The organism is Serratia sp. PGPR-27 (assembly GCF_022678525.1).
GTDB lineage: Bacteria > Pseudomonadota > Gammaproteobacteria > Enterobacterales > Enterobacteriaceae > Serratia > Serratia nematodiphila.
This window is the reverse complement of sequence record NZ_JALBYS010000003.1, coordinates 135772-154087: the sequence shown is the minus strand read 5'-3', so window position 1 is coordinate 154087 and position 18316 is coordinate 135772. Positions and strand designations below refer to the sequence as shown.

The 18316-nt window shown below is 57.5% G+C and carries 17 protein-coding genes, 1 tRNA gene and 1 pseudogene; 15 read left to right on the top strand and 4 right to left on the bottom strand.

Annotation, left to right across the window (positions count from 1 at the left end):
* Positions 1-134: 134 nt before the first annotated feature.
* Positions 135-1133, top strand: coding sequence for a retron St85 family effector protein (locus MMS95_RS03050; RefSeq protein WP_079450318.1), 999 nt, complete (start codon positions 135-137; stop codon positions 1131-1133).
* A complete protein-coding gene (locus MMS95_RS03045; protein ID WP_242141375.1) occupies positions 1130-2059 on the top strand; it encodes a retron St85 family RNA-directed DNA polymerase in 930 nt (309 codons plus the stop codon). Before MMS95_RS03050 ends, MMS95_RS03045 begins: the two co-directional genes overlap by 4 nt.
* On the opposite strand, the pseudogene MMS95_RS03040 reads toward MMS95_RS03045, so the two are convergent.
* The 3 genes and pseudogenes from MMS95_RS03040 to MMS95_RS03030 all read right to left on the bottom strand — a co-directional run.
* Positions 2060-3066, bottom strand: a pseudogene (locus MMS95_RS03040) (tyrosine-type recombinase/integrase); the annotation flags it as partial.
* Positions 3067-3133: 67 nt separating this feature from the next.
* Positions 3134-3208, bottom strand: a tRNA-Arg gene (locus MMS95_RS03035).
* A gap of 129 nt (positions 3209-3337) precedes the next feature.
* Complete coding sequence (locus MMS95_RS03030) at positions 3338-4264, bottom strand: formate/nitrite transporter family protein (protein WP_044030764.1); 927 nt, start codon at positions 4262-4264, stop codon at positions 3338-3340.
* A gap of 229 nt (positions 4265-4493) precedes the next feature.
* Between MMS95_RS03030 and ccmA the strand changes: the two genes are divergently transcribed.
* The 10 genes from ccmA (at position 4494) to mlaA (ending at position 12347) form a co-directional block, all read left to right on the top strand.
* Complete coding sequence (gene ccmA / locus MMS95_RS03025; protein WP_004936275.1) at positions 4494-5126, top strand: cytochrome c biogenesis heme-transporting ATPase CcmA; 633 nt, start codon at positions 4494-4496, stop codon at positions 5124-5126.
* Positions 5126-5785 carry a heme exporter protein CcmB gene (gene ccmB / locus MMS95_RS03020; protein ID WP_015378625.1) on the top strand — a complete coding sequence of 220 codons (660 nt, stop codon included), beginning with the start codon at positions 5126-5128 and terminating at the stop codon, positions 5783-5785. Before ccmA ends, ccmB begins: the two co-directional genes overlap by 1 nt.
* A gap of 120 nt (positions 5786-5905) precedes the next feature.
* Positions 5906-6643 carry a heme ABC transporter permease gene (locus tag MMS95_RS03015; protein WP_004936270.1) on the top strand — a complete coding sequence of 246 codons (738 nt, stop codon included), beginning with the start codon at positions 5906-5908 and terminating at the stop codon, positions 6641-6643.
* Positions 6640-6876, top strand: a complete 237-nt coding sequence (ccmD, locus tag MMS95_RS03010) for a heme exporter protein CcmD (RefSeq protein ID WP_004936267.1) — start codon at positions 6640-6642, stop codon at positions 6874-6876. The genes MMS95_RS03015 and ccmD overlap by 4 nt, the downstream gene beginning before the upstream one ends.
* A complete protein-coding gene (gene ccmE / locus MMS95_RS03005) occupies positions 6873-7367 on the top strand; it encodes a cytochrome c maturation protein CcmE (protein ID WP_004936264.1) in 495 nt (164 codons plus the stop codon). Before ccmD ends, ccmE begins: the two co-directional genes overlap by 4 nt.
* The gene (locus MMS95_RS03000; RefSeq protein WP_016926841.1) at positions 7364-9334 is read left to right on the top strand and encodes a heme lyase CcmF/NrfE family subunit; all 1971 of its coding nucleotides are present in this window, start codon (positions 7364-7366) and stop codon (positions 9332-9334) included. Before ccmE ends, MMS95_RS03000 begins: the two co-directional genes overlap by 4 nt.
* The gene (locus tag MMS95_RS02995; protein WP_048324567.1) at positions 9331-9882 is read left to right on the top strand and encodes a DsbE family thiol:disulfide interchange protein; all 552 of its coding nucleotides are present in this window, start codon (positions 9331-9333) and stop codon (positions 9880-9882) included. The genes MMS95_RS03000 and MMS95_RS02995 overlap by 4 nt, the downstream gene beginning before the upstream one ends.
* Positions 9879-10346: a cytochrome c-type biogenesis protein gene (locus tag MMS95_RS02990; RefSeq protein ID WP_156865818.1), complete on the top strand. Its 468-nt coding sequence runs from the start codon at positions 9879-9881 to the stop codon at positions 10344-10346. The genes MMS95_RS02995 and MMS95_RS02990 overlap by 4 nt, the downstream gene beginning before the upstream one ends.
* On the top strand, positions 10346-11560 hold the full coding sequence (gene ccmI / locus MMS95_RS02985; protein WP_242141374.1) for a c-type cytochrome biogenesis protein CcmI: 1215 nt from the start codon (positions 10346-10348) through the stop codon (positions 11558-11560). Before MMS95_RS02990 ends, ccmI begins: the two co-directional genes overlap by 1 nt.
* A gap of 28 nt (positions 11561-11588) precedes the next feature.
* Positions 11589-12347 (top strand): phospholipid-binding lipoprotein MlaA, encoded by a 759-nt coding sequence (mlaA, locus tag MMS95_RS02980; protein WP_044030769.1) that lies wholly within the window; start codon positions 11589-11591, stop codon positions 12345-12347.
* Positions 12348-12464: 117 nt separating this feature from the next.
* Here the strand turns inward: mlaA and fadL are convergent, their stop codons facing one another.
* Positions 12465-13787 carry a long-chain fatty acid transporter FadL gene (gene fadL, locus MMS95_RS02975; RefSeq protein WP_033632473.1) on the bottom strand — a complete coding sequence of 441 codons (1323 nt, stop codon included), beginning with the start codon at positions 13785-13787 and terminating at the stop codon, positions 12465-12467.
* Between the two features lie 405 nt (positions 13788-14192).
* Here fadL and MMS95_RS02970 point away from each other — a divergent pair, with 405 nt between their 5' ends.
* From MMS95_RS02970 to fadJ, 3 genes are all read left to right on the top strand, one after another.
* Complete coding sequence (locus MMS95_RS02970) at positions 14193-14489, top strand: YfcZ/YiiS family protein (protein WP_004936240.1); 297 nt, start codon at positions 14193-14195, stop codon at positions 14487-14489.
* A 197-nt stretch (positions 14490-14686) separates the two neighbouring features.
* Positions 14687-15997, top strand: a complete 1311-nt coding sequence (gene fadI, locus MMS95_RS02965) for an acetyl-CoA C-acyltransferase FadI (protein WP_004936237.1) — start codon at positions 14687-14689, stop codon at positions 15995-15997.
* Positions 15997-18162, top strand: coding sequence for a fatty acid oxidation complex subunit alpha FadJ (gene fadJ / locus MMS95_RS02960; RefSeq protein WP_242141373.1), 2166 nt, complete (start codon positions 15997-15999; stop codon positions 18160-18162). The genes fadI and fadJ overlap by 1 nt, the downstream gene beginning before the upstream one ends.
* Positions 18163-18316: the final 154 nt, after the last annotated feature.

The following is an 18316-nucleotide window of genomic DNA, read 5'->3' as shown; positions in this document are numbered from 1 at the left end:
CTAAATACTTTTGGCACGATCCTGAGCAAGCACAGGAGCGCGCCAAAAGTATTTAGCGCATCCTCTAGGTAAAGAGATGAGATGCCAAGGTGAGTTAACTCACCTTGGTGTTTTTTTTCAATGGAGTGATAACGTTGAGCGATTCGGATAACGATTCAGACTTTTGGAACGCACTTCTGGAACAGTGGGGGGAATTGAATCCTGCTAATTTTACCGTTCAATATATTCCCCCTATGGTATTTGTTTGCGGCGGTCCAACAGTACAAATCGCAGAAAGTCTACGTGAAAGAGTTTTTCGATACTCATCTGAAAATAATGAGGAGCTTTATACTTCATTAGTTATTGCTGAAAACTTCAAAGACTATTTTAAGCAAGGTGCATATGCTGATTTAATGCAGTTTGAGGATGATATTGCTAATATATCAACTCTAATTGTTATTTTTTTAGAAAGTGCTGGTTCTTTAGTTGAATTAGGTCTTTTTGTTAATAAAACAGCATTGAGGCATAGGCTTTTAGTATTTGTTCCCGCCCAAGAGTTAGAGGGGGATGAAGAAAATGAGGTTCCAGCACGTTCATCATTTATATTTCTTGGGCCACTAGAAAGTTTACGCCGAAGTGATGATTCATCCGTATGCGTATATCCTTGGCCAGATAAGTCTAAAATAGACTACCCAGAGATTGAGCATGTTGTTAGGGATATTGACGAAAAGTTACGATCAGTTCAAAAAACTGAAAAATTCAGACATGAAAATACTGGTCACGTAGCAATGTTGATTTTCGAAATTATATTATTGTCTGAACCAATAAAAATAACAGAAATAGAGTGGGTTCTTTTATGCCTGGATATTCATTTGGCTCAAAGTGATTTGTCAAGGTTGCTATATTTACTAGAGGCTATGGGCTTGATTTCAAGTATTATATATAGCAAGGCAACTTATTACTATGCTAAAAAAAATGAAAGTAAATTAAAATTTGGTCGAACTAAAAATGGCAAGATCAAGGATGCACCAAATATGCGAATTGCTATCATTCAGTCTTATATAAAATTTGATGATAAAGACATGGCAGAAAATGAGAAAAAAAGAAGAAATGTCCTTTCAAGAATAACAAATCAGAGAAAGGAGCAGGCATGAAAATCGTAAGTTTTATATCTGACAAATTTTTTATGCCAGAGCAAGAGGTTCGGAACTACTTGCGTACAGTGCCTAGACGTTATAAACAATTCACAATAGATAAAAGAAATGGAGAGCCGCGCTTAATTGCACAGCCGGCTAAGCAAGTTAAAGCATTGCAAGTCAGTGTATTGAGTGAATTGAAAAGATACATACCAATACATGAATGTGCTTATGCATACCAAAGTGGCAGGAATATAAAAGCAAATGCGTTGTTACATGCAAAAAATAGCTATTTGCTAAAGATGGATTTTAAAAACTTCTTCCTATCAATAAAGCCGGAAGTTTTTTTAAATGTGCTATCAAAGCATGGCATAGCTGTTAGTGAAGATGATGCACTTTCTATAGCAAATCTATTTTTCTGGAAGTTGAGAAGAAATAGCCCTTTAAGATTAAGCATTGGTGCACCATCATCACCATTTATATCAAATGCTACTATGTATTTCTTTGACTCATATTTGAGTGCCGAGTGTAAAAAAATAGACGTGGATTATTCTCGATATGCGGATGATCTGACATTCAGCACGAAAACTAAGGGCATTCTTAAGGATATACCTTTATTGGTTAAAAAAGCACTTGAGATGAATGATCTTAAAACGATCAAGATTAATAATTCGAAAACTGTTTTCTCTTCTAAGAAATTCAATCGACATGTTACTGGTATTACTTTAAATAATAACGGTGATATATCTTTAGGTCGCAATAAGAAACGTTTTTTAAGTTCAAGAATCCACTACTACTCATTAGGTTTATTAAACAATGATGATATTTTGGAGTTAAAGGGATTATTGGGGTTTGCTAATTATATTGAGCCTATTTTTTTAGAAAGAATGAAAGTAAAATATGGTGATGATTTGATTGTTAGCATACAAAAATACATCGGCTAGTTATTTTTTCGTTAAGAACAATGCATACCATTGCAACATTTTTCTACGCCCTTCCAAATATTGCGCATGGTTATAAGTTCCACGAATAGAGTTCTTATCAGCGTGCACAAGTTGCATTTCAATCCAAGCGCTCTCAAAACCATGCTCATGCAAGATGGTACTCATTGTATGGCGGAAACCGTGTCCAGTAGCCCGGCCGTGATAACCGAGCATCTTTATAACTTTGTTGATGCTGGCTTCACTCATCGGTTTACGGGCATCGTTACGGCCAGGAAACAAGAGCGTATAGCGTCCGGTATGCACTTTTAGTTTTTCAAGGATCTCTAAAGCTTGGGTTGAAAGCGGTACCAGGTGGGGGCGACGTTTCTTCATCCGTTCTTTTGGCACTTCCCACAATGCATTCTTAAAATCGAATTCTGACCATTCGGCAGCGCGTAGTTCTATAGTGCGAACGCCGGTTAGGATTAGCAGTTGTGTGCATATTTCGTGAGCTTACTACCTTGGTAGCTATTGAGTGCGTGCATAAATTCTGGCAATTCGCTTTCAGTTAAGAAAGGATAATGACCGTTCTTAGGCTTATTCAACGCGCTAGCCAGATCTGGTGCCGGATTATAGGTAGCTCGACCGGTTACTACAGCGTAACGGAAAACTTCACCACAGCGCCTTCTGACCTTACTTGTTAGCTCCAGTGCACCACGCCTTTCTATCTTTTGCAAAACGGTAAGCAACTCCAACGGGGCGATTTGATCGATTGGCCGTTTACCGATGTAAGGGAATACGTTGTTTTCAAAGCCGCGCATTACATAATCGGCGTAATCTGTTGACCAAATCGGAAATTTTGAAGTGTGCCATTCCCGCGCGATAGCTTCGAAGGTATTGTTGGTGGTGTGGGCGAGGGCAATTTTATTTGCTCTACGTGCATCGCTAGGGTTGATGCCATTAGTTAATTGATTTCGGGCCTCATCACGCTTTTATCGGGCTTCGGCAAGTGAAACGTCACCATAGACAACATTGGGTAAACTGGTGTTGTAAAAGGATTTTATAGAACTATTTGGACGTGTTGAGATGTGGTAATGGCGTCCCCGACTGGAATCGAACCAGTAACTAGCCCTTAGGAGGGGCTTGTTATATCCGTTTAACTACGGGGACGCTGCGGGCTGGCAACCGAAGCTGCCGGGGCATTATACCTTTTTTTACCCGCAGAATAAGCGCTTAGCGGTGCGTTTGCTCAATACCTCGCCAGTTAGCGCCGAAATTTCCTCGCCTGACCGACGGCGATCACGGTTTTTCCCCGCTGTGGCGCCGTTTTTCCTCTTGCTGCCGCTCCGCCCGTTTTTGGGCGCTCAAATCGTTGCGGATCTGCGCATGGCTTATCAACGCAAAGATAAAGGTGCCGCCGATGATGTTGCCCGCCAGCGTTGGCAGGGCGAACGGATAGACGAATTCCTGCCACCCAATCGCGCCGTTGAACACCAGATAGAGGATCTCTACCGAACCGACCACGATATGGGTCAAATCGCAAATCGCTACCAGGTAGGTCATCAGGACGATCACCCAGATTTTCGCCGCGCCGGCGGCCGGGATCATCCACACCATGGTGGCGATGATCCAGCCGGCCAGGATGCCGTTGGCGAACATTTCTCCCGGCGTATGGCGCATCACCTCTTCGCCCAGGCTGATGAAGGCGCCGCGCGTCCCGGCGTCGAACAGCGGCATATGGGTAAACGCCAGCGCCGCCAGCCCGGTGCCGATCAGGTTGCCGAGCAGCACCACGCCCCACAGACGCAGCAGGATCAGCAGGTTGCGCGGCGTGGGTTTATGCATGATGGGCAATACCGCCGTGACGGTATTTTCGGTAAACAGCTGTTGGCGCGCCATGATGACAATGATAAAACCGAAGGTGTAGCCGAGGTTCTCGAGGAAGAAACGGCTGGGATCGTCCGGCAGGCGGGCGTGGAAAATGCCCTTCGCCGCCAGCGAGGCGCCCATCGACAGCCCGGCGGCGATCGCCGACCACAGCAATGCCAGCCCGTCGCGCTCCAGCTCTTTTTCGCCTTCCATCCGGATCTGTTCATGCACCGCCGCCGCGCGCGACGGCAGATTTTCTTCCCTGACTTCGATTTCGCGCTTGCCCTGTTCCTGCTCTTCGCTCTCTACCCGCATCGTCTCATCCTGCTCGTGCTCCTGGCGTTGCTGTTCGTTCATGCTGTCGCTCCTGCTCAATAAGGGTGAGGTCACGTCATTAAGCGTAGTTGCCCAGCCTAAATGCGGCGAAATACAGAAAAAGGTAACAAGAGTTAAAATCCGCCGCTTTTTTCCGCGCATTCTTGATCCTGCTCGCCATATTGGCCCCCCGGCGCGCCCGCCGCAGGCTGCGTGTGGGGAAAGGCTTATGCTATGATTCGCTATCCCAAAGAAAAATATGAGTTCCCCGATGCTGGAAGCCAAAAGTCTGAGTTGCGTGCGCGATGAACGCATCCTGTTTAGCGAGCTAAGCTTTTCAGTTCAGCCGGGCGATATCATTCAGGTAGAAGGGCCGAACGGCGCGGGCAAGACCAGTTTGCTGCGCATCCTCGCCGGTCTGGCGCGGCCGGACGGCGGTGAGGTGTGCTGGCGCGGGCGCAACACGCTGCGCGATCGCGCGGCGTATCAGCAAGATTTGCTGTTTATCGGCCATCAACCGGGCATCAAAGCCGTATTGACACCCTTCGAAAATCTGCAGTTTTATCAGGCGGTGCGCGGCGCGGCCGAGCAGCAGGCCATCTGGCGCGCGTTGGAGCAGGTGGGGTTGGTGGGCTACGAAGATCTGCCGGTGGCGCAGCTTTCGGCCGGGCAGCAGCGACGGGTGGCGCTGGCGCGATTGTGGCTCAGCGCGGCGCCGCTGTGGATCCTCGATGAACCGTTGACGGCAATCGATAAACAGGGCGTGGCCGAGTTGATTAGCCTTTTTGAACAACATGCGCAGCGGGGCGGCATGGTATTGTTGACCACGCATCAGGATTTGGCCGGCGTCAGCCAAACGGTGGGCAAAATTCGTTTGGCGGAACACGACGCGGGGAGTTTGTGATGTTTTTGACTCTGGTGCGTCGCGAATTGAAGATCGCCTGCCGTAAAGGGTCGGAGATCGTCAACCCGCTGTGGTTTTTCCTGATTGTGATCACGCTGTTCCCGCTGGGGATTGGCCCTGAACCGCAGCTGCTGGCGCGCATTGCGCCGGGCATCGTGTGGGTGGCGGCGCTGCTGGCCTCGCTGCTGTCGCTGGAGCGGCTGTTTCGCGACGATTTCCTCGATGGCTCGCTGGAGCAGCTGTTGCTGCTGCCGACGCCGCTGCCGATGACGGTGCTGGGAAAAGTGTGTGCTCACTGGGTCGTGACGGGATTGCCGCTGCTGATCCTGTCGCCGCTGGTGGCGCTGCTGTTGTCGCTTGATATGCAAACCTGGCTGGCGATGGCGGGGACGCTGCTGCTCGGCACGCCGACGCTGAGCCTGATCGGCGCTATCGGCGTGGGGCTGACCGTCGGCCTGCGCAAAGGGGGCGTGCTGCTCAGCCTGCTGGTGCTGCCGCTGTATATCCCGGTGCTGATCTTCGCCACCGGCGCGATCGACGCCGCCGCGATGGGTATGCCGATTGATGGTTACCTGGCGATACTCGGCGCGATGCTGGCGGGCAGCGTGACATTGGCGCCGTTTGCCGCCGCAGCGGCGCTGCGAGTGAGCGTGCACTAGCTAACAAATTGAATGAACAGACGGGGCAAGGCCGGCAAGAGCGTACCCCGCAGAAGATTTTCGCCGTTTCGAACGCTCGAGGCGGTCGACGCATAAAAATTACCGTGAGCACTGACGACAATGTGGAAATGGTTACATCAACTGGCGCGGCCTGAACGGCTGTATCACGTCTGCGGCCGCTTTATCCCCTGGCTGGGGCTGGCGGCGGCGGCCTGCCTGCTGCTTGGCTGGGCATGGGGCTTTGGCTTCGCGCCGAAGGATTATCAGCAGGGCGACAGCTTCCGCATCATTTATATTCACGTGCCGGCGGCCATGTGGTCGATGGGCATCTACGCCTCGATGGCGGTGGCGGCGTTTATCGGCCTGGTGTGGCAGATGAAAATGTCCGATACCGTGGTGGCGGCGATGGCGCCGATCGGCGCGGTGTTCACCTTTATCGCGCTGGTGACCGGCTCCGCCTGGGGCAAGCCGATGTGGGGCACCTGGTGGGTATGGGACGCGCGGCTGACCTCCGAGCTGGTGCTGCTGTTCCTCTATATGGGCGTCATCGCGCTGTATAACGCCTTCGAAGACCGCCGCCTGGCGGGCCGCGCCGCCGGCATTCTGGTGCTGGTGGGCGTAGTGAATATCCCGATCATCCATTTCTCCGTCGAATGGTGGAATACGTTGCATCAGGGTTCGACCAATATGCAGCAATCCATCGCGCCAAGCATGCGCACCCCGCTGCGCTGGGCAATCCTCGGCTACCTGCTGTTGTTCGTCACGCTGACGCTGATGCGCCTGCGCAATCTGATCCTGTTCCAGGAGCGCCAGCGCCCGTGGGTCGCCGGGCTGGTGAATAAGGAGCGTCAGTCATGAATGCCGCGTTTGATTCCTGGTCGGCGTTTTTCGCCATGGGCGGTTATGCCTTTTATGTCTGGCTGGCGGTCGCCGCCACGCTGATTTCGCTGTTGGGGCTGGTGGCGCACACCGTCTGGCAGCGGCGGCAGTTGCTCGCCGAGATCGGCCGCCGTCAGGCGCGCGAACGGCGCATTCGCCATGCGCAACAGTCAAAACAAAAATCCGCCGCACCGCGGGAGAAATCATTGTGAATCCACGTCGTAAAAGCCGCCTTTATCTGGCGATCGTTGTGCTGATCGGCATCGCGCTGACCGCAACCCTGATGCTGTACGCGCTGCGCTCCAACATCGATCTGTTCTATACCCCGGGTGAAATCCTGCAGGGTAAAGGCGAAAACCACGAGAAGCCCGAGGTCGGCCAACGGTTGCGCATCGGCGGCATGGTGATGCCCGGCTCGGTGAAACGCGATCCCAATACGCTGCAGGTCAGCTTCAAGATTTACGACGCGCGCGGTGCGATCGGCGTAACCTACACCGGCATTCTGCCGGATCTGTTCCGTGAAGGGCAGGGCGTGGTGGCGCAAGGGGTGCTGGGCGAGGGCAACGTGGTCAACGCGCGCGAAGTGCTGGCCAAACACGACGAGAAATACACGCCGCCGGAAGTGGCCGACGCGATGAAAGAGAATCACAAAGGGCCGGCGGAAGCGTATAACGCGCCGCAGGCGGAGGGCGCCAAGTCATGATGCCGGAACTGGGCAGTTTTCTGCTGTGCCTGGCGCTGGCGATCGCGCTGTTGCTGAGCATTTACCCGCAGTGGGGCGCGGCGCGCCAGGACAGCCGCATGATGGCGGTGGCCCGGCCGCTGACCTATGGCATGTTCGCGGCGATTGCGCTGGCGTTCCTGTGCCTGGTGCACGCCTTCGTGGTCAATGACTTTACCGTCGCTTACGTGGCCACCAACTCCAATACCCAACTGCCGGTGTATTACCGCATCGCCGCCACCTGGGGGGCGCACGAAGGTTCGCTGCTGCTGTGGGTGCTGCTGCTGAGCTGCTGGTCGCTGGCGGTGGCGTTGTGCAGCCGGGCGATGCCGCAGGATGCGGTGGCGCGGGTGCTGTCGGTGATGGGCATGATCACCGCCGGTTTCCTGCTGTTCATCATCATGACCTCCAATCCGTTCACCCGCACGCTGCCGAACTTCCCGATCGACGGCAGCGATCTCAACCCGCTGCTGCAGGATATCGGCCTTATTTTCCACCCGCCGCTGCTGTACATGGGCTATGTCGGCTTCTCGGTCGCCTTCGCGTTCGCCATCGCCTCGCTGATGGCCGGCCGGCTCGACACCGCCTGGGCGCGCTGGTCGCGCCCGTGGACCACCGCCGCCTGGGTGTTCCTCACGCTCGGCATCGTGCTCGGATCGGCCTGGGCCTACTATGAGCTGGGCTGGGGCGGCTGGTGGTTCTGGGATCCGGTGGAGAACGCTTCCTTTATGCCGTGGCTGGCCGGCACCGCGCTGATGCATTCGCTGGCGGTGACCGAGAAACGCGGGACGTTCAAAGCCTGGACGGTGTTGCTGGCGATCACCGCTTTCTCGCTGTGCCTGCTGGGCACCTTCCTGGTGCGCTCCGGCGTGCTGGTCTCGGTGCACTCCTTCGCCTCCGATCCGGCGCGCGGCATGTTTATTCTCGCCTATCTGGTGATCGTCATCGGCGGTTCGCTGCTGCTGTACGCGGTCAAGGGCGGCCAGGTGCGCAGCCGGGTGCAGCACGAGACTTTCTCGCGCGAGACCTTCCTGCTGGGCAATAACGTGTTGCTGATCGCCGCCATGCTGGTGGTGCTGTTGGGCACGCTGCTGCCGCTGGTGCACAAACAGTTGGGGCTGGGCAGCATTTCGATCGGCGAGCCGTTCTTCAACACCATGTTCACCTGGCTGATGGCGCCGTTGGCGCTGCTGTTGGGCATTGGGCCGCTGGTGCGCTGGCGCCGCGATGAGCCGCGCAAGCTGTGGCGCCGCCTCGGCGTGGCGCTGCTGGTGACGCTGGTGCTGTCGATTCTGCTGCCGTGGCTGCTGCAGGACAGCATCGCCGGCATGACGGTGGTGGGCCTGATCATGGCGCTGTGGGTGATCATCCTGACGCTGATGGAGCTGCATGAGCGCGCCACCCACCGCCACGGTTTCTGGCGCGGTCTGCGGCAGCTGTCTCGCAGCCATTGGGGCATGGTGCTCGGCCACCTCGGCGTGGCGGTGACGGTGATCGGCATTGCCTTCAGCCAGAACTACAGCGTGGAGCGCGACGTGCGGATGAAGGCCGGCGACAGCGTGGACATCCACAATTATCACTTCGTGTTCCGCGACGTGCACGACATTCGCGGCCCGAACTACAGCGGCGGCGTCGGCATCATCGACGTCACGCGCAACGGCAAGCCGGAGGCGACGCTGCACGCGGAGAAACGTTACTACAGCGTGGCGCGCAGCATGATGACCGAGGCGGCGATCGACGGCGGGTTCAGCCGCGATCTGTACGCGGCGCTGGGCGAGGAGCTGGAAGACGGTTCCTGGGCGGTGCGCCTGTATTACAAACCCTTCGTGCGCTGGATCTGGTTCGGCGGTGTCTTTATGGCGATCGGCGGCCTGCTGTGCATTCTCGACCCGCGTTATCGCATGAGCAAAAAGCTCAAGCGTGAAGGCAAACTGGAGGCGCAATCATGAAGCGTAAGCTGCTGTTTATCCCGTTGGCGCTCTTCCTGCTGCTGGTGGCGGCCCTGATGGTGCAGCTCACGCGCAACGCCGGCGGCGAAGATCCGACCATGCTGGAGTCGGCGCTGATCGGCAAACCGGTGCCGACCTTCAGGCTGGAATCGTTGGATCAGCCGGGCAAAACCTACGATCAGGCGGTGCTGCGTGACGGCAAGCCGATATTGCTCAACGTCTGGGCGACCTGGTGCCCGACCTGCCGCGCGGAGCACCAGTATCTCAATACGCTGGCGGCGCGCGGCGTGCGGGTGGTCGGCCTGAACTATAAAGACGATCGCGCCAAGGCGGTGACCTGGCTGAACTCTCTCGGCAATCCCTACGCCCTCAGTCTGTACGACGGCGACGGCATGCTGGGGTTGGATCTCGGGGTGTACGGCGCGCCTGAGACCTTCCTTATCGACGGCCAGGGGATTATTCGCTATCGCCACGCCGGCGACATGAATGAGCGGGTCTGGCAGCAGGAAGTGCTGCCGCTGTATAAAAAGTACGGGGGTGAGGCATGAGGCTGATTGTTCTGCTGTGCGCCGCGCTGCTGAGCTGGAGCGCCGCCGCGGCGATCGATACCTATCGCTTCAACTCCGTCGAGCAGGAGCAGCAGTATCGCGAGTTGACCGAACAGCTGCGCTGCCCGAAATGCCAAAACAACAGCATTGCCGATTCCAACGCCATTATCGCCGCCGATATGCGCACCAAGGTGTACGAGCTGATGATGCAGGGGCAAAGCAAGCAGCAGATCATCGATTACATGGTGGCGCGTTATGGCAACTTCGTCACTTACGAGCCGCCGGTAACGCCGGCGACGCTGATCTTGTGGATCGGCCCGCTGCTGTTCGTATTGATCGGCGGGGCAGTGGTGGTCCTGCGCACCCGTCGCAAGCCCGACGCGGCGGTGGACGATGCATTCTCCGAACGGGAACGGCAGCGCCTGGCGGCGCTGTTGCAAGAGACTGACAGGAAGAAATCCTAATGGCTTTTTGGCTGATTATTTGCGTGTTGCTGGCCGGCGCCGCAGCAACGCTGGTGGTGCCGGCGATGCGCCACGGCAAGCAGAGCGCCGCCACGCGCGATGCGCTGAACAAGGCGTTTTATCAGGATCGCCTCAGCGAGTTGGAGCAGGATGAGCAGCAGGGCGTGGTAGCCGAGCGCCCGGAACTGGTCAAAGAGCTGCAACAGAACCTGTTGAACGACATCCCGGCCGAGCAGATGGCGCAGGCGAAGCCGATCAACCGCTGGGCGCTGGTGCCGGGCGTGCTGTTACTGCTGGCGGTGACCGTTGGCTTTTATCTGAAAACCGGCGGGCTGGCGCAGGTGCTGGACTGGCGTCTGGTGCAGGCGCAAATGCCGGAATTGCGCGAGCGCGTTGCCAATGAGCGGGCCAAACCGCTGAGCATGGAAGAGATTGCTCGCCTCGGGCTGGGGCTGCGCACCGCGCTGCAACAGGACGATCGCAACATCAGTGACTGGATGATGCTGGGGCGCGTCGGCATGGCGCTGAATAATGCCACCACCGCTACGCAGGCGTTTGCTCATGCTTATCAATTGGATCCGAATAGTCTGGAAGTGCGGCTCGGCTATGCCGAGGTCTTGACGCGCTCCAACGATCCGGAGGATAACAAGCAGGCGGCACAGCTGTTGCGGCGCATGATCGCGGAAAACCACGGCGATCCGCGGGTGCTGAGCCTGCTGGCGTTCAATGCCTTCGAACAGGGCGATTTCAAGCAGGCGATCGGCGCCTGGCAGGTGATGCTGCAGCTGCTGCCGGCCAACGATCCGCGCGCGGAAGTGATAAAGCGCAGTATTGCACAAGCAAAAGCCCAGGCAGGCGGAGAAAATGTTAAACTGAATGTGACCGTTGCGCTGTCACCGCAGGCGGCGAAAGCCATGCCGCCGCGGGGGACGCTGGTCATTTCGGTCACCGACGGCGTCAGCCCGGTGCCGGTCGCGGTAAAACAATTGCCGCTGAGCCGTTTTCCGCTGTCTTTCTCACTGGATGACAGCAACGCCATGATGCCCGAGCGTCTGCTCTCGGCGCAGCATCAGGTGCAGGTGCGTGTGCGCCTCTCACAGGACGGATTGGCCACGCCGCAGCCGGGGGACTGGTTCGGCGAAAGCTCGCTGCAGACATTCAGCGGTAAAGAGCAGGTTAGCGTTCAGATAAACAAGCAGGTCCCTGAAAAATAAGACCGAACGTGTTTTTATGGAGAAAAATATGAACTTTCGCCTGACTGGGGTGGCATTCGCAACGGTATTACTGGTGGGCTGTGCCAGCGCGCCAGACAACGATCCGCAAGGGCGTTCCGATCCGCTGGAAGGATTTAACCGGACGATGTTCGACTTCAACTACAACGTCCTGGATCCTTATATCCTGCGTCCGGTCGCGGTGGCCTGGCGCGACTACGTGCCGATGCCGGCGCGTAACGGCATCAGCAACTTCACCTCCAACCTGGAAGAGCCGGCCAGCATGGTCAACGCCTTCCTGAAGGGCGATCCCTACCGCGGGATGATCCACTTCAACCGTTTCTTCCTGAACACCCTGCTCGGGATGGGCGGCCTGATCGACGTGGCCGGCATGGCCAACCCGAAACTGGCGCGCGAAGAACCGAACCGCTTCGGCAGCACGCTGGGCCATTACGATGTGGGTTACGGCCCGTACGTGATGTTGCCGGGCTACGGCAGCTTCACGCTGCGTGACGAAGGCGGCGATTTTGCGGATACGCTGTATCCGATGCTGAGTTACCTGACCTTCTGGATGTCGGCGGGCAAATGGGTGGTCGAGGGTATCGAAACCCGCGCTCAACTGCTGGATTCCGACGGCCTGCTGCGCAACTCCTCCGATCCTTATGTCATGGTGCGCGAAGCTTACTTCCAGCGCCACGACTTCATCGCCAACGGCGGTTCGCTCAAGCCGGAAGAGAACCCGAACGCCAAGGCGATTCAGGGCGATCTGGACGAGATCGACTCGCAGTAACCACCGGCCTTATGCCCATGAAAACCCGTCGTCTGGCGGGTTTTTTTACGCCCGCGGCGAGCGGCAGGCAAAGAAAAAGCGCCCCGCGGGGCGCTTTGGCATCCATCTCAGGCGAGATTAGAAGCGGTAGTTGAAGTTGGCGCCGTACAGCCAGGCCTTGCCTTCGGAGGTGAAGGTGTAAGGACCTTCATTGATGGTGACTTTCTGGCCGTGCATGTAGGACACGCCGACGTCAACCGAGGCGTCTTTGTTGAACGCATAGGTGGTACCGGCACTCAGCCAGAAACGGTCCTGATCCGGAATGGAGATCGAACGGTTTTGGGCAGGCACCGGGCTGTCATCGAAGGCGATACCGGTACGGAAGGTCCAGTTATCGTCGTAGAAGTAGGTGGTGCCCAGCGCGATGCGGTAAGCGTCTTTGAAGCCTTCATGCTTCTGGAACAGCGTCTGGCCGTTGTTGCCGGTGGCTTTCAGCTCCTGGAACTGGCTCCAGCTGGTGTAGGCCAGGCTGTAGTGGATAGCCCACTGCGGCGCCACTTTGTTGTAGCCGGACAGTTCCCACATTTCCGGCAGGTGCAGGCTCAGAGAACCCGGAATGGTGGTGCCGTTGGTGCCCCACGGCAGACCTTTAGAGGCCAGCAACGGGTTGAAGGCTGAAGGCAGGCTGCTTTTGTAATCGCCGTCAAAGTCGATTTTCACTTCTGAGCGATAGGTGAAGCCGTAACGGTTGTTTTCATCCACTTCGTACAGAATACCGGCGTTCCAGCCGAAGCCCCATTCGTCGCCTTTCAGGTGCGAAATCTGGGTATCTGCCGGGATCTGCGAAACCGGGCCGGCCAACTGTGGCGGTAACTGGCCCGATCCGGCGATCAGTTTTGGCAGATCGCCGGCATAGCGCTCGAGTTTGGCCTTGGCATAAACGGCGTCAAAGCCCAGACCGAAGCTGAAGTTCTTGTTCAGGCGATAAGCGCCGCTCAGGTTAAGGTTCAAGGTTTCCAGGTCGGTTTTGCCGCCCATGGAACCCGCCGCGTAACCGTCGTTGTATTCGGTCGCCAAACCGAAGTTGCTGGTGACCGAGCCGCCTACGGCGAATTGATCGTTAATCGGGTGAACATAATGCAGGTTCGGCACCCAGGCGGTCGGCGCGATGTTTTTCGCATCCAGACTGGCGCCGGAAGGGGATTGGCCACTGATATCGACGTCCGGATCGATGAAGACTGCGCCGAAAGAGAGTTCCGGGCGGGTATACATCATCAGCAACGCCGGGTTGCGGCTTGCGGAGGCCGCCGTATCCGCCATGGCGCCTTCGCCAGAATACGAACGTCCTAAACCAGCTGATGAGAACTCATTCAGCTGGAATCCTGCGGCAGACACGTTTGAAGAAATAATTGCCACTGCAGCTGCGAGAGCTGATTTAGTCAATAGGTTTTTCTGGCTCATGACCAAAACCTCATTATGTGTTTATTATTTAAACTATTGTTACACGAAGTAACAAGGAGCGCGGGATTGTAGGGTCCGTTATCGTTCAGACAAATCAGACCAGTGGCTGAAGTATAGGTCTGACCTGTGAAAATGTTGCAAGTTTGTTTTTGAAATATTTCCAACCTGATATCAAAAAAGAGATCTGCTTAACAAAAAGCCAGCGGTAAATAACAAAATTCTTACCATTCCTTAGCAGTCGCTCATTTTTATTTGTGATTTCCATCACTTAAAACACCCAGTAAAAGTAAGTGCTAGTGATTGCCGGCGCGGAAGCGTAAAATACCTGCAGAATTTTGTGGCTTTGTGCCGGTGAGTGAAACGGCAATTTGGGCTGATAACCGAGGCCCTTGAGGAGAACCAATCATGTCAGATGCAATTAATAAATGCAGCGCCCAGGAAACCGCCGCGTGTTGCTGCGTGGATGTCGGCACCGTAATGGATAACACCGATTGCACCGCATCCTACAGCCAGGTGTTCAGTAATCAACACGATGCGGAGGCGATGTTGGCGGCCCTGAGCGAAAAGGCGCGCGCGGTCGAATCCGACCCTTGTGACATCAGCAGTAGCATTAAACCGGTTGACGGCGGCGTGCAATTGGAGGCCGATTTCACCTTCGCCTGCCAGGCGGAAACTCTGATCTTCCAGCTCGGCCTGCGTTAATCCCGGCTTTACCCCCGGTGCCGCCTGTTGTGCGCCGGGGATTTCCTTTCCCGTACCCCCTCCCGATAGAAAGTGCGCCTGCTCGCAGTTTTGATCTCTGCCGGTTTGCCAAATGTAACCGTTTGGTTAACAATGACCTCATCAGGTCAGACCTCTTTCTGCCCATTGCGCTGACGTTATTTTCTTCAGGAGCATTTATGAGTAAGGCACTGCCGTTGGTGACCCGTCATGGTGACCGCATTGCGATTGTGAATGGACTGCGTACCCCCTTTGCCAAACAGGCGACCGCCTATCACGGCATTCCGGCGGTGGATTTAGGGAAAACGGCGGTGAGCGAGCTGTTGGCGCGCAGCGGTATCGATCCGCAGCTTATCGAGCAGCTGGTGTTCGGCCAGGTGGTGCAAATGCCCGAGGCGCCGAACATCGCGCGTGAAATCGTGCTGGGCACCGGCATGAGCGTCCATACCGACGCCTACAGCGTGTCGCGCGCCTGCGCCACCAGCTTCCAGGCGATCGCCAACGTGGCGGAGAGCATCATGGCCGGCAGCATCAGCGTCGGCATCGCCGGCGGGGCGGACTCTTCTTCCGTCTTGCCGATCGGCGTCAGCAAGGCGTTGGCGCGCACGTTGGTGGACGTCAACAAGGCGCGCACGCTGTCGCAGCGCCTCAAATTGTTCAGCCGGCTGAAATTCCGCGATCTGATGCCGGTGCCGCCGGCGGTGGCGGAGTATTCCACCGGCCTGCGCATGGGCGATACCGCCGAACAGATGGCGAAAAGCCACGGCATCACCCGCGAGGCGCAGGATGCGCTGGCGCACCGTTCCCACGAGCTGGCGGCCAAGGCCTGGCGGGAGGGGTGGCTGCGCGATGAGGTGATGACCGCCTACGTGCCGCCATACCGCGCGCAGCTTTCCGAAGACAACAACATCCGTAAAGACTCCAGCCTGGCGTCCTACGCCAAGCTGAAACCGGCGTTCGATCGCAAGCATGGCAGCGTCACCGCGGCCAACAGCACGCCGCTGACCGACGGCGCGGCGGCGGTACTGATGATGAGCGAATCGCGCGCCAAAGAGCTGGGCCTGCAGCCGCTGGGCTATTTGCGCAGCTTCGCCTTCGCCGCCATCGACGTGTGGGAAGACATGCTGCTGGGGCCTTCCTACGCCACGCCGCTGGCGCTGGATCGCGCCGGCATCGGTCTGGCCGATCTGACGCTCATCGATATGCATGAAGCTTTCGCCGCGCAAACGCTGGCCAACCTGAAGATGTTCGCCAGCGAAGCGTTCGCCCGCGAGAAGCTTGGCCGCAGCCAGGCGATCGGCGAAGTGGACATGGACAAATTCAACGTCCTGGGCGGTTCCATCGCCTATGGCCACCCGTTCGCCGCCACCGGCGCGCGCATGATCACCCAGACGCTGCGTGAGCTGAAACGCCGCGGCGGCGGGCTGGGCCTGACCACCGCCTGCGCCGCCGGCGGGTTAGGGGCCGCGATGATCGTGGAGGTGGAATAATGAGTTTCGAAAACGCATTGCATGAACAGCGCGCCAAACCGTCGGCCTTTCAACTGACGATCCGCCCCGACAACATCGGCGTGATCACCATCGACGTGCCGGGCGACAAGGTCAATACGCTCAAGGCCGAGTTCGTCGAACAGGTGAACGACGTGCTGATCCGGGCGCAGCAGCACACTGCGCTGGAAGGGCTGGTGATCGTTTCCGGCAAGCCGGACTCGTTTATCGCCGGCGCCGACATCACCATGATCGCCGCCTGCACCAGCGCCAAAGAGGCGGAAACGCTGGCCAAGAAAGGGCAGAGCACGCTGGCGCAGATCGCCGCTTTCCCGGTGCCGGTGGTCGCGGCCATCCACGGCGCCTGCCTGGGCGGCGGCCTGGAATTGGCGCTGGCCTGCCACGGCCGCGTCTGTTCGCTGGATGACAAAACCGCGCTCGGTCTGCCGGAAGTGCAGCTGGGCCTGCTGCCGGGCTCTGGCGGCACTCAGCGCCTGCCGCGCGTGATAGGCGCCGCCAAGGCGCTGGACATGATCCTGACCGGCAAGCACATTCGCGCCCGCCAGGCGCTGCGCATGGGGCTGGTGGACGACGCCGTGCCGCAATCGATCCTGTTGCAGACCGCCATCGAGCGGGTGAAACAGGGCTGGAAACATCAGCGCGAGCTGCCGTGGCAGGATCGCCTGCTCAATGGCCCGCTGGGCAGAAATCTGCTGTTCAGCATCGTGCGCAAGAAAACGTTGGCGAAAACCCACGGCAACTACCCGGCGGCGGAGCGCATTATTCAGGTGGTGCGCACCGGGCTGGATCACGGCAGCGCCAGCGGCTATGAGGCCGAAGCGCGCGCCTTTGGCGAGCTGGCGATGACGCCGCAGTCGGCGGCGTTGCGCAGCTTGTTCTTCGCCTCCACCGCGCTGAAAAAAGAGCGGGGCGGCAATGCTCAGCCGCATGCCCTGCATCGCGTCGGCATTCTCGGCGGCGGCCTGATGGGCGGCGGCATCGCCTGTGTCACCGCCACGCGCGGCGGTTTGCCGGTGCGCATCAAAGACATCAATGAAACCGGCATCAATCATGCGCTGAAATACAGCTGGGACGTGCTCGGCAAACGGGTACGCAGCAAGCGCATGCGCCCGGCGGAGCGGCAAAAGCAGATGATGCTGATCTCCGGCTCCACCGATTACACCGGCTTCGAGCAGGTGGATATCGTGGTCGAGGCGGTGTTTGAGGATCTGGCGCTGAAGCAGAAAATGGTGGCCGAGGTCGAAGCGAACTGCGCGCCGCATACCGTGTTCGCCTCCAACACCTCTTCGCTGCCTATCGGCCACATCGCCGAACAGGCCCAGCGGCCGCAGCAGGTGATCGGTCTGCACTACTTCAGCCCGGTGGATAAAATGCCGCTGGTGGAAGTGATCCCGCACGCCGGCACCAGCGAACAAACCATCGCCACCACCGTAGCGCTGGCGCACAAGCAGGGCAAGACCGCCATCGTGGTGGGCGACAGCGCCGGTTTTTATGTCAACCGCATCCTGGCGCCGTACATCAACGAAGCGGCGCGCTGCCTGCTGGAAGGCGAGCCCATTGAATCGCTGGACAAAGCGCTGGTGGACTTCGGCTTCCCGGTCGGCCCTATCACCCTGTTGGACGAAGTGGGCATCGACGTCGGCACCAAGATCATTCCGGTGCTGGTTGAGGCGCTGGGGCCGCGTTTCGCCGCGCCGGCCGCGTTCGATGCGGTGCTGAAAGACGGGCGCAAAGGGCGCAAGAACGGCCGCGGCTTCTATCTCTACCCGAGCGAAGGGCAGCAGCGGCAGCGGCGTAAACGCGCGGATACCTCATTGTATACGTTGCTTGGCGTCACGCCGAAGGCGCACATGCTGCCGGCGACCGTCGCCCAGCGCTGCGTGATGATGATGCTGAACGAAGCGGCTCGCTGCCTGGATGAAGGCGTGATCCGCAGCGCGCGCGACGGCGATATCGGTGCGGTGTTCGGCATCGGTTTCCCGCCGTTCCTCGGCGGCCCGTTCCGCTATATGGACGAGCTCGGCGCCGAGAAAGTGGTGAAGACGCTGGACTACCTGCGCCAGCAGCACGGCGAGCACTTCGCGCCGTGCGAGCGCTTGCAGCGCATGGCGCAGCAGGGCGAGCGCTTTTACCCGCTGGGGAGCTGAACGCAGGGCGGCCCGATTTGCACTATAGTTGCAACAGGGCCGCGTTGTGATCGCCATCACTCCTTGCAACAGCGTCAGCCGGTGAGGCTGTACAGCGAGGCTGAGGCAGCGGTAAGTTAGCTTGACCGCCATCAATAAATTTCATGGCGGCAAG